9 protein-coding genes are annotated in these 12,116 nt (G+C 71.3%); 1 reads left to right on the top strand and 8 read right to left on the bottom strand.

What is annotated here, in order from left to right; genetic code table 11:
- Positions 1–259: 259 nt before the first annotated feature.
- On the bottom strand, positions 260–1,102 hold the full coding sequence (locus OO60_RS46240; protein WP_155848797.1) for a hypothetical protein: 843 nt from the start codon (positions 1,100–1,102) through the stop codon (positions 260–262).
- A 341-nt stretch (positions 1,103–1,443) separates the two neighbouring features.
- Positions 1,444–3,087, bottom strand: coding sequence for a hypothetical protein (locus OO60_RS00625; RefSeq protein ID WP_003055750.1), 1,644 nt, complete (start codon positions 3,085–3,087; stop codon positions 1,444–1,446).
- Positions 3,088–3,245: 158 nt separating this feature from the next.
- Between OO60_RS00625 and OO60_RS00620 the strand changes: the two genes are divergently transcribed.
- Positions 3,246–4,232 (top strand): helix-turn-helix domain-containing protein, encoded by a 987-nt coding sequence (locus tag OO60_RS00620; RefSeq protein ID WP_003055748.1) that lies wholly within the window; start codon positions 3,246–3,248, stop codon positions 4,230–4,232.
- Here OO60_RS00620 and OO60_RS00615 read toward each other — a convergent pair.
- From OO60_RS00615 to OO60_RS00590, 6 genes are all read right to left on the bottom strand, one after another.
- Positions 4,222–8,124: a S8 family peptidase gene (locus OO60_RS00615; protein WP_081911097.1), complete on the bottom strand. Its 3,903-nt coding sequence runs from the start codon at positions 8,122–8,124 to the stop codon at positions 4,222–4,224. The genes OO60_RS00620 and OO60_RS00615 overlap by 11 nt on opposite strands.
- Positions 8,125–8,849: 725 nt before the next feature.
- Positions 8,850–9,467 carry a lamin tail domain-containing protein gene (locus OO60_RS00610; RefSeq protein WP_033260599.1) on the bottom strand — a complete coding sequence of 206 codons (618 nt, stop codon included), beginning with the start codon at positions 9,465–9,467 and terminating at the stop codon, positions 8,850–8,852.
- A 100-nt stretch (positions 9,468–9,567) separates the two neighbouring features.
- On the bottom strand, positions 9,568–9,843 hold the full coding sequence (locus OO60_RS00605) for a helix-turn-helix domain-containing protein (protein WP_033260598.1): 276 nt from the start codon (positions 9,841–9,843) through the stop codon (positions 9,568–9,570).
- Between the two features lie 65 nt (positions 9,844–9,908).
- On the bottom strand, positions 9,909–10,409 hold the full coding sequence (locus OO60_RS00600; protein ID WP_033260597.1) for a lamin tail domain-containing protein: 501 nt from the start codon (positions 10,407–10,409) through the stop codon (positions 9,909–9,911).
- A 60-nt stretch (positions 10,410–10,469) separates the two neighbouring features.
- Positions 10,470–11,183, bottom strand: a complete 714-nt coding sequence (locus OO60_RS00595) for a response regulator transcription factor (protein WP_081911095.1) — start codon at positions 11,181–11,183, stop codon at positions 10,470–10,472.
- Between the two features lie 170 nt (positions 11,184–11,353).
- Positions 11,354–11,893 (bottom strand): DUF4142 domain-containing protein, encoded by a 540-nt coding sequence (locus OO60_RS00590; protein WP_051767608.1) that lies wholly within the window; start codon positions 11,891–11,893, stop codon positions 11,354–11,356.
- Positions 11,894–12,116: the final 223 nt, after the last annotated feature.

Raw genomic sequence — 12,116 nt, 5'->3', positions numbered from 1 at the left:
GTCCTCGCCGGACGGGCAGGTCTCCGAAATGGCCGACGCGGCGCATCGGTCGCGTGCGTGAGCGGCCTGTCGCCATCTCGTCGACCTCCCGGAGGGCTATCACACCGCGTCAAGGGGGCGGCTCTCAGCGACACGCTCAGCCAGCCGGGAGGTGCCCCCTTGACGCGGCGCGATCGGGCGTTGCCAGGTCGACGAGATGGCGAAGAGGCCACCCACTTGTAGGCAGTACAGCCAACACCAAGAAAGCGCCAAGATTCATTCATTTGCTCGGACGCTCAGTGCCATTTTCGCGCCCTGCGGGCAGTTGGGGCACGACACTCGACGACTCGATATTGATTTGCTCAATATCACGTTGAATTTGGATTACGACCGACGTGGATTTGGGAGCATCGTCCCCCTGCGTTATCTGCAGGCTGTTCGCCCCCAGATTGACAGCCAGATCAAGTGCAACAATTAGTCCAATGAAATTTTTGGCAATCATACTTTTCGCCAGAGCCGCGACCCGCGCCTGCTTGTTCTTGACTCCACCCACGAGAAGGTCATGAGCGGCAGACAGGTCGGCGACACCGAACTGGTTCCTAGCCTCCAGGACTCTTCGAATCTCTCTGAGGCGCAGCAGGATCCACTCGCGAGCTTCACCCTTGAGGTCATCAACGCGCTCAACCTCGTCAATCAGGTCGAGCACCTTTTCAAGCAGCGAATCCCGTTCCGATTCACTGAGTTCACCCTCGGATTTTTTGCGATGCAGAATGGCCGAGCAAAGCTTTAGTGAATGCTCTCCCGATTGCGGCTCCAAGGGCACCAGAAACTCTGACATCTGGACGACGAGACAACGACCAAAATTACCCGTCATTGTCTCCACTTGCGAGAAATACTCCAGGTAGAACTCATATTCATCCGGCTCAACCTCCTGCATCTGAGTGCGGACGTCGGCCACCATCTTGGAAAAGTTCGCCACGGAACGGAAAAAATCCGACCCTAAGTGGTCTACGTGAAAAATCTCTGCCCACTGCTGGGAGGCACTGGCATCCTGCTTCTTCCCCCTCGCCTGTTCAACGAGAGCTAACAGCCGTCCAGCCGGGTTATCCAGGTAACGAGTCATGCCCACACTCTATGTGACGCACCACACAGGACTCGCAGGTGACGCCAGGAAGCTGACACCGATCAGCACGGCGAAGCAACCCACATTCTGCCCACATGGCACCGGCGAACGATGATGAACGACGATGATCAAGAACCTGGATCCCTGCACAACGACCTGGACCTGACAACCCGCCCAGGTCCCGCGACCCCCGAGTAAGTGCGAGGGGTCGCAGGTTCAAATCCTGTCAGCCCGACGGACAAGCCACGTTTACGCAGGTAGACGTGGCTTTCGTCGTATTCGGGGTCCGCTCGGACGCCGAGACATGGGCGTTCAGCCCCGCAGCCGTCCCTTGTGTGGACTCAGCCACCTCGGCTCGCCCGGCTCAGCTTGTCAGCTATGTCCAGTGACTCGGAAGCGCTCGGATCGACCGCGCGCAGCAGGTTGGCCCCCAGCCAGGTCAGCGCGAACGTGACGAGCGAGCCGATCAGCGCATCGGGCAGCCTGAGCGGGGACAGCACCAGCGCGGCCACCGCCGCGAGTGGCAGCACCGCGACCACCGTCTGCCTGAAGAGGGCCAGGAAGCGACGGCGACGACGGCGTGGCAGGACCGCGATCTCGGTGCGTTCGAACCGGTCCCACTCGCGGCCCACCGCCGCGTCCAAAGCCCGCACCAGCTGAGGCAGCAAAACATCCGCCGTCCTGTTGCCGCGCAACAGGATCTGTCGCTGCCACAACGTCATCGTCGCGGCCATTCCCCGGCTCTGCTGGCGCACGTACTCGTTGGTCTCCTCGTTGTACACCCGGAACCGCGGTGCGAAGTAGCGGTCGAACAGCCTGATGAGCGCGTCCTGGCGGTCGGCCAGGCGGCGCTCCTGCTCCCGGTCGATCGGGCCCGGACGGCCGCGCGCCGCGAGCGTTCGCCTCACCCAGCGCTTGCCCGTTCGCTCGTCCGCCCGCTCCGGGGCGATCAGCGTCCACCAGGCGGGGTCGCCGAACTCCAGGTCGAGGATCTGGAACGCCAGGCTCCGCACGACGTGGACCTCCGGGTCCTTGGCCACGCCGATGCGTCCGGTGAAGGCGTTCACCGCGAAGAAGACCAGGTTCATCGCCACCACGGCCAGAATGCCGCTGCCGGAAGCCAGTACCGCGCCGCGCACCGCGCAAACCGCCCACTGCGGGCTGCGCGGCACCAGTGTGATGGGCACCAGCAACGCGGTCACGATCAGCAGCAACGACCCGTAGAAGCCGAGGATGTTGGCCGGGTCGACGACCCGGAGGACACCGAATATCACCACCGCGCCGATCGCGCTGGTCGAGGCCAGGGAAAGCAGTCCGGCGAACAGCACGTCCGACCCCGCGTAGCCGGGCCCGATGAGCAGCTCCGCGGTCAGGAACGGCGCGAACGGGAACAGCGGCACGAAGAACGAAAAGGCTCGTAGCCGGCCGGCCGCCGCTGACTTCGTGTCCCCGTCCGAGCCGAACAGCCAAGCGGCCGCGTACCAGCTGATCCCGAGCGCCAGCGGCCGCACCACGCCCACCTCCCGCGGGCCGCCCTCGAACACGCCGACGACCACCGCTGCGAACACGACAGCCAGCACGAACGCGGTGACCTGGGCCCACAGCGCGCTGAAGCTCATGATCGGCACCAGCACCAGCGCCGTCACCAGCCAGCAGCCGAGCACCAGCGCGATCGCCAGGCCCAGCCGGACCATCGAAGCGTTCGCCAGCTCCCCCACCACGACCACCGGGGTCATATAGAACGTCAGGAGCAGGATGGTGACCATCGACGCGCCGGTCAGCTCGTCGATGACCTTGACCCGTGGCCCGATGTGGACCCAGCTGAACATGTCCCGCTGGAACTCCTGGTGGTAGCGCCCCCGCACGCGCGCGAGGTGCTTGCTCGCGAACAGGGCACCGTGCAGGGCGATCCGGCCGTCGCGCAGCTCCGCGCGGTAGATCGCGACGAGCCATGGCACACACGGGAAGTACAACCTGGCGAACACGGGCCTCCCTCCCTGCACAGCTGCGCCCAAGGGGAGTCGCACGAGCGCGCCGAAACGTTAAATGCCCGACGGCCTCCTCCGAGTACCTTCCGTACCTCTCGCCGCCCCCTGGTCAGCGCTAACGTCGGCCGCGCACCCCGAACAGCCGCGGGAGGGTCATGCTCGACATCATCGGTCTGCGTGAAGCCGACCTCGAGGTCTACCAAGCCTTTGCCGGCTCCGGCGCCATGACTCTCGCGCAGCTTCGGGACGCCACCTCGCTCACCGGCGAGCAGCTCCGGCCCGTGCTCCGGGTCCTCACCCGCAAAGGCCTGCTCGCCCGGCTTCCCGGCACCCCCAGGACCTACGCCCCCGTGCGGCCCGAAATCGCCATCGGGGCCATGCTCAGCCGGAAAGACCAGGAGCTCGCCGCCGCGCGGGTTGTCGCCGAACGGCTCGAAGAGCAGTTCCGGGACACCTCGGCCCGGCAGGCGGTCGACCTCATCGAGGTCGTGCACGGGACCGATCGGATCGCCGAACGGGCCGATCGGCTGCTGCGGCAGGCGCGGCAGGAAGTCACCTTCGTCGACAAGCCCCCCTACGCCCAGCCGCCCACCGTTCTCCACCCCGCCGAACGGGCGTTGCTCGAACAGGGGGTGCGGTTCCGCGGTGTCTACGACCGGAGTGCGCTCGAACTGCACGATCTGCCCACCGATCTCGAGGCCGGGCTCGTGCTCGGCGAGGAAGCGCGGGTCGTGCCGGAAGCTCCGCTGAAGATGATCCTCGTCGACCGGGAGGTCGGGCTGATCCCGCTGCGGTCCGACCTCCCCGAAATCCGCACCGCGCTCGTCATCCGGCGCTGTGCCCTGCTCGACGCCCTCAGCGCCCTGTTCGCCCTCCTCTGGCGCGAAGGACTGCCGCTGCGGCTGCCGGCGACCGAGCAGCCGGGCGTCCTCTCCGTCGACGACGCCCGGCTGCTCGCGCTGCTCACCACCGGCCTGCCCGACCGGAGCATCGCCAAGCAGCTCGGGATGAGCTACCGGACCTACCAGCGCCGGCTGCAGCACCTGATGACCCAGCTCGGCGCCGGCACCCGGTTCCAGGCCGGGCTGCAAGCCGCCACGCGGGGGTGGGTCGCCCTGCCGCGGCCGGACGTCAGCGACTGATCCCGTACGCCCGCTGCACCGTCTGCGCGACCGTGTTCCCCGATCCGTCGCGGGCTTCCGTGCGCAGCCACACGAACTCCCCCGACGGCTGGTTCACCGTCACCGTCCACACGGCATCGCCGTGCGGGCGGGCCACCGCCGGCGTCCACGTGCGGCCTTCGTCCACAGAGGACGAAACCCGCAGCTGCGTCACCGGGCCGCCGCCGCGAGCGCCGGAATGGGCTGCCGCCGCGATGTCGAAGGTGAACGCCGCGGGCGCCCGGCCGGCCGGGTCCAGCGGCAACCGGTAGTCCAGCTGGATCAGCGGCTGGAACGCACACGCCGCCCCCGAGGGGTAGCACGTGTACCCGGCCGGCGGTGCGACCGCGGCCCGCTCCGAAGTGAACGTCCACGAGGTGTCCGTCCGCGGCGCGAACCCGAACAGGGGGCCGCTCGGCGTCCCGACCTGGGACTGGGCCGGCATCACGTCGGTGACGTCCAGCCGGTAGGCCGCCCGCTCGGGGGCGAGCCGGAACACCGGGAACAGCGCGAGCGGATCGTTCGCGTTGGCCCTCGGGAGTTCGCGGCCGTCCCGGAACAGGCGTGCCGTCGTGCCCGTGAAGTAGCGGGCGTTTTCGTACGGGCTCGTGTAGTGCGCGCCGTCGGTCCACTGCAGCGCCGGGACGAACAGGTCCGGGTCCTGGCCGCCGCGGCACAGCGAGCACAGCACCGTCCAGCCGCTCGCCGTCGCCGGGTAGCGGGCCGGGTGGTCGGGCGGTAGCTCCACCGCCGTGCTGTGCAGCGGCGCGCGGAACCAGTGCTCGTCCGGCCGCGACCGTTCGCCGGGGCGGTAGGCGCCCTGGACGTTCATCGACAGCGACGCGCGACGGCCCGCGTCGTCGTTGCCGGACAACGTCACCACGCGCTTCCAGACGAGCCGGTCGTCGCCCGGCCCGGTGTACTCCGTCCACGCCCCCGGCACCGGGATCTTCGTCCCCTGCACCAGTTGGGTCTTCCACGAGCCGGTCGGGAACGCGTACCAGTTCTTCTGGCCGCTCAGGCCGGGCCGGTCGGCGTGGTAGGTCGTCTTCGTCGCGACCAGCGACGCCCGGTCGACCCGCCGCACGAGGTCCTTCGGCACGCCGTTGCGCTCGAAGTAGCTGAGGTTGTACATCGCCTCCGGCGCCGCGCGCACCACCAGGTGCACCGATGGCGCCGCGCGCAGCGCCTCACCCTGCTCGGACCCGACGGAGAGCGTGGGCACCACCGCGCTGGTCAGCCCGGGAATCGGCGCCGCCCCCGCGTAGGGGATCATGACGGTGCCACCGCCCGCGCTCACCTGCCGGGCCGCGTCCGACGCGGCGGCGGAAACGTCGTCGGGCGAACCGGCCGGAATCCGGACGAGGACGGCCTTTCCGCGGACGTCCGCCGCGGGCAGACCGGCCGCTTCGGCGAACACGAGCGGCAGCGTCCGTTCGCCCGGGAGTTTCGCCGTCAGCGTCGGGACGTCGTAGGCGGGGTTCAGCACCGTCGCGTCAGCCCGCAGGTCGACGGCCGCCGAGGACAGGACCGCGCTGTCCTGCAAGGAAATCGTGCCCGTCGCCGTGGGCGCCGCCGGGGCGACGCGCACCTCCCACCCGGAACCGCCGGTCGACAACCCGGCTTCGCCGATGTAGCCGTTCGTGCTCCCGGCCGGGGGAATCACCCGCCGCAGCATCACGGTGCGGTCGCGCGGATCGACCGCTTCCGGCGCAGTGAAGCCGGCCGGGACGGCGGTCGCGGCGTTCAGCGTGATCTCCGCGGGCGCCGAAACCGCCACCTCGGACGCGCTGACCGCCGACCAGCGGCGCGTCACCGAGCCGCGTTCCACGACCCAGCCGAGCGCCGAGTACCGGCCGGCGGGGACCGCGACCCTGCCCACCCCGCCGACCAGGTCGACCTGCTGGCTGACCTGGTCGAGGAAGGGATCGTTGCGGTTCGCGCGGCCGGCGCTGTCGTCGATCAGCTGCGCCGAAGCCAGCTCCGCGGGAGCGCCCGCCGAGTCCAGCACCCGCACCGTGACCGGCGCCAGCGCCGCCGCGTTGTACGCGCTCACGGCGGTGCGCACCGCGCCCGCGCCGTCCGCGGTCGTGGCCAGCACCGAGCCGCCGTAGACGCCGGCGGTGCCCTCGTCCGGGTCTTCGCTGAGCTCGACGGACTTCGCGGACTTCGGGGGGATGGACAGGCTCGTGCCCGACAGCCGCATCCCGGTCAGCGGCGTGGTGGCGTCGTCCCACGGGCGCACCTGGAGTTTCAGGGTGAGGTCGAGGGGCCGATCGCCGGTGTTGGCGTAGGTCAGCGTCCGCACGACCCGCGCCGCGGCCGTGCGGTCGGTGCGGCCGAAGCTCGCCACGGCCGTGCCGCTGGCCTGCTGCGAAACCGCGCGGGCGACGTCGAGCAGCCCGGCGCCCTGCTCGTACCAGCGCAGGCCGACGTCCTTGGCCGTGCTGACCAGCGTGTTCTTCAGCGCTTCCCCGGACAGGTCCGGGTGCTGCTGGAGCAGGATCGCGGCGGCGCCCGCGACGTGCGGGGTGGCCATCGACGTGCCCGAAACGCGCGTGTAGAAGTCGTCGACCGGATCGCCCAGTGCGGTGCCGGACGCGCGGGCGGCGGCGATGCCGACCCCGGGCGCGGCGATTTCCGGCTTGACCGCGGCGTCCCGCAGGCGCGGGCCGCGGCTGCTGAACCAGGCCAGGGTGTTGTCGCGGTCAAGCGCACCCACGGTGAGGGCCGACGTCGCCGAGCCCGGCGTGGTGACCGTCCGGTCCCCCGGACCTTCGTTGCCCGCGGCCACCACGAACAGCGTCCCGGTCTTCGCCGACAGCGTGTCGAGCTGCTCGCTCAGCGGGTCGTAGCCGTCGCTGACCCCGGCGCCCAGGCTCAGGTTGACGATCTTGGCGCCCTGGGCCACGGCCCAGTCGATGCCGGCCATCACCTGGGCGGTGTCGCCTTCGCCGGAGGCGTCGAAGACTTTGGCCACGATCAGTTTCGCGTCCGGCGCGACGCCCTTGTAGCGCCCGCCGGAGGCCGCGCCGGTGCCGCTGATGATCGAGGCGACGTGCGTGCCGTGGCCGTGGTGGTCGGCGACGTCGCCTTCCCCGCTGAAGTCGGCGGCGGCGACCGTCTTGCCGGCCAGGTCGGGGTGCCCGGCGTCGATCCCGGTGTCGACGACGGCGACCGTCGTCCCGGCTCCGGTCAGGCCACGCTGCCACGCGGCGGGCGCGCCGACCTGCGCGGTGCTCTTGTCCAGCGCCACCCGGACCTTGCGGTCGAGGTGGACGTCGGAGATGCCGCCGGCCAGCGCGGGTTTGCCGGCGGCGTCGCGGGTCACCAGTGCGTGCCAGAAGTCGGCCGCGCCGGCCTTTTCGACGCGCAGGCCGACGGCGTTGGCCGTGGTCAGCGGGATCGGCCGGCTGGTGCGGGGCAAGGATTTCGCCCGCGCGGCCGGCGCCGGGGCACCGGGCGCGGCCTTGCCGTAGCGGGTGATGACCGGGATCGTCGCGGACGCCGCGTCGTCCCGGCCGTCCGCGACGAGGGCGGTGACGTTGAACAGGGTGCGGTTCAGCGCGCCGCTGCTGATCAGCGGGAACGCGTCCGAGGGGTACACGAGCAGGCCCTCGGCGGTGGTCGTGAGGTGGAAGGCCGGCTGCGGCCGGTCCGGGCGGCGCGCCGGTTCGACCTGGGCGGTGCGGTGGCCCGCGCCGTCCTGTTCGTAGGTGACGACGTCGCCGGTGAGCAACGTGACCCGGTGGACGGCCGGCCGGGCGGCGGGCGGCGGTGCGGCCGGGACGGCGGCACCGGGCGCGGGCAGGAGGGACAGGACGATCGCGGCGACGACGGCCAGGGGGCGCCGGTGAGGGGGACGCGGGGACATCGGGACCTCACTCTCCTCGGATACCAGGCGGCGGCCGTGGGCCACGGCCGCCGCGAGGGGTTTTCCGAGGATGCGGGAGGTTTTGCCGGAAAGACACGGGTGGGGATGGCGGAGTGTCGCCGATGGCGACACTCCGCCACTCGGGCCGGCCGGGGCCGGGGTCTGGATGCCGGGTGGCCGGGCTAGCTGGGCGGTTTGGGGCCGGGAGGCCGGGGCTCGCCGGGCGGCTGGGGTTGGGAGGCCGGGGCTCGCCGGGCGGCTGGGGTTGGGAGGCCGGGACTCGCCGGGCGGCTGGGGTTGGGAGGCCGGGACTCGCCGGGCGGCTGGGGTTGGGAGGCCGGGGCTCGCCGGGTGGCCGCTGCCGAGTGGCCGGGGCCTGCCAGGCCGCCGCGGGCTGCCGGGTTGCCGGTTCCTACGACCGAGCCGCGGCCGGTGGTGTGGAGAGTGGGTGGTGCGGGTTGCAGCTCGGATCGGCCTCCACAACCCTCGACCGCGGTCAGACTTCACCGGGCGGCGTGGCCGAGAGCGCAAACCCCGTCCTCAATGGACGGTCCCCCCGGGGGTGGCCGGCCGTGGGCGCCTGCCCGCTCACGACCGGCCTGGCCGGGGCTGCGCCGGGGTTTCTCGACCCTCCTTTCCGGACGGGCGGCCGTGGCTCCGCGGCCGCCCGTCCGGCGGAGATCCCGGCCGCGAGGGCAGGCCCGGCCGGTTCGGGGTGAGCCTGCCTAGTTCTCCATGCCCGGGGTGCGCTGGTGCAGCGAGAAGTCCAGGCGGTTGTTGTCGGTGTCCGTGCTCAGGATGTCGCGGGCGCTCGCCGCCGCGAGCTGTTCCGTGGCCGCCGTCTCCGGGAGGGCCGCCTGGCCCTCGCGGGGGGTCGAGGCCGCCGCGTTGAACGCCACGCCGTCGACCTTGGTGCCCGTCTGGCTGAACACCGCCACGCCGCCGCTCGCCGGGATGCCCTCGGCGCCGGCCAGGAAGAACGGCACCACGTTGGTCTGGTCGGACACCGTGCCGGAGAAGTTCTGGCCGGTCAGCACGACGAACTGGCCCGGGTTGCCCTTCGGCTGCAGCACCATGCCCGCCGGCAGCGTGATCGTGTCCAGTACCGCGTTGCCCGGCCCGTACACGCGGATCGAGTAGCCGGTCAGGTCCTGCGCGCGGTTGGACACGTTGCGGATCTCGATGAACTCGTCGGTCGCGCCGTTCGGGCCGCGGGTCGAGACCTCGTTGATCACCACCGACGACGAGACGGCCGGCTGCTCTTCGGTCGCGGCGGCCACACCACCGGCGCACAGGCCCGCCACCGCGGTCAGAATGGCCGAACCAGCCAGGAGACGACGCATGACTGAATCCTTTCCGGAATGAGGAGATGATTACCACAGCGTTTTCCCGCCGTGGCCGTTCCAGTATCCAAGGGAATTCGATCCGGCCGGAAGGGGCCAGTTATCCGGTACTTTCCCGATCCGCCGACCGGCGCCGCCGCCTGGTCACCGCCGCGGCCAGCTCCAGCTCGGCGCACGGCGTGTCCAGCGCCCGGCTCAGCCAGCTCCGCCAATAGGGCCCCGGGATGCGTTTCCCCCGTTCCCACCGGGAAACCTCCTCCCGGGTGACGCTGTCGTTGCCGGACATCGCGTGCAGCATCGCGGCCAGGTCGTCCTGGGACCAGCCCTTCGCGGTCCGCTGTTCGGCCAGCAGCTCGCACATCGAACGGAACGACATTCTTTCCCCGCGCCTGATGCGTGCGGGCACCACGAACACCCCTTTTCTCCGGAATTTCGCCGAATTCAGGTCCGCGACCGCACGCAGCTGAAGTCGGCGCGGTTGTCGTCGGTGTCACGGCTCGCCGCGTCCCGCGATTCCGCGAGCCCCGGGCAGGCCACCGCCGCTTCGCGCTCTCGGCACGGTGAGGACGCCGTCCACGCGACCGCGTCGGCCCGCACCCGCCGGTGGTCCAGCAACATCTGGCCGTCGCCGGGCAGCTCCGGCACGACGAGTTGCGCCGCTTCGGTGCCGCCGAAACCCGCCGCGGCGATCAGGAAGGACCCGCCCGCCGGGATCTCCGCGCCCGCGGGCAGTTCGGCCAGCCCGACCGGCGCCGGGCCGCCCGTGCAGGACCGCACCGACCAGCCGCCGAGGTCCACCGCCGCGGTACCGGCGTTGCGCAGGACGAGGTACCCGGCCGGGCCGCCCAGCACCTCCTGGATCTTGACCGCCGGGGCCGCGGCGGCCGGCGCGGGCAACCCGCCGAGGGCGAGCGCCAGCACCAGCGCCGGAAGCACGGTCACGGGACCGGCCTCCCGGGGAGCGGCTTCAGCGCCGACGCCGATGTGGTCACCCCGGTCACCCTAGGAAGAAGATCTTCGGCTGACAGGATCCGGCCGGTACCGAACCTCACCCGGTCGTGGTACCTCCGGTACCGGCGTGGCACAGCGCAGCGGCCCCGCGCGGAACCCGAGGGCGCGCACCAGCTCCCGCCGGCTCGAGAACCCGAGCTTGTGCAGGATCCGGCTGGCGTAGTTCTTCACGGTCTGCCGGGCCAGGTGCAGTTCGCCGGCGATTTCGTCGTTCGACCACCGGCAGAGCATCAGCGCGAGGATGTCCTCCTCCCGCTGGGTCATCACGCTGGTGTACGGCACCGCGGCGCCGAGCGGTGGCTCGGTCTCCCCCGCCGGCACCCAGACCCGGTCGCCGGCGAGCGTGGACCGCACGGCGGCCACCAGCCGGGTCCCGCTCGCCGACTTGTGCACGAAGCTGTCGGCACCGGCGTTGAGGGCCGTGGCGACGGCTGCGGGCGAGGGGTCGCCGGCGAACACGAGGACGGCCGCGCGCCCGAGGTGTTCCTTGGCGTACTGGCAGATGGCCGCCCCGGCGGGCTCGCCGGCGACCGAGAGCTCGGTGATGACCATGCCGGGCCGGTGCGTTTCGCAGTGCCGCAACGCTTCCCGCTCGGTACCGGCTTCGGCCACCGCCCGCACGCCGGCGCAGTCCTGCAGCAGGCGCCGGATCGCGTACCGGAGCACGGGCTGGTCGTCCACCACGAGCGTCGTGACGCAGTGCATGGTTCCCCTTGGTCTGGTTGTCCGCTGCTCGGCCAGGTGCGATCTTCCCGCTTCCGCTGCCGGGTGCAGACCGTCATCCGGGTGATACGTCCTGTTCACCGCCCCGGGAAACGGGCACGCCGAAGGCCACCCCGGCGCGGTGCCGGGGTGGCGTCCGGGTCCGGGTCAGCTCAGCCCGGCGGGCACGTTTCCAGCGCTCCCACGGCCTCCTCCAGGTGGTGCCGCAGCACCGGTTCCGCCCGGACCGCCAGCGCCCGCACCTCCGCCGACCACCCGTAGCGCGTCTCCGCGTCGCCGACGGCGAGCACCCGGACGTGCGCGGCGATCTGGTCGCGCAGCCAGGCGCCGTCGAAGTCGGCGCCCGAGCGGGCCGCCAGGTCGGCGATCTGCCCGAGCTGCTCGGGCTCGGGCACCGAGTACAGCGGGACGGCGGCGCGGGCGGCGACGCCGATCAGGTCGGCGTCCAGCGCCGTGTGGTGCTCGGCGAACTCCTGGCCCAGCTCCCGCACGCGGGCGCAGGCGCCCCGATCGGCCAGCCGGCCGGCGACGATTTCGAACAGGTCGGCCTGGTGGACGCGGTTGAGGTATTCGCGGTCCTGCGGCGAAACGTCGGCCCGGATCGGGGCCGCCGGTGCGGCGGCCACGGCCGGCGCGCCCGGCAGCAGCACGCCGAGCACCGCGGCGGCGACGACTGCGGACCGTGCTCTCATGGGATTCTCCTCGGGGCCGGGTGCGGATCGATCACGGCCGATCGTCGGGGACCCGTTGCGGCACGGGCAATCCGCACGGCGAACCGCACGGTCCCGTGGCCGCATCCGGCCGGTCGGCCGGTCCGGATCGGCGAATCGGTCCGGCGCACCGCAAATGGCGGAAAGATCGCATGCGAACGGCTTCGTTCTTGATGGTGAATCGGCGCCGGATGCGCGGCGGGGA

It is taken from the genome of Amycolatopsis vancoresmycina (assembly GCF_000716785.1).
GTDB lineage: Bacteria > Actinomycetota > Actinomycetes > Mycobacteriales > Pseudonocardiaceae > Amycolatopsis > Amycolatopsis vancoresmycina.
This window is presented reverse-complemented; position numbering and strand designations above follow the sequence as displayed.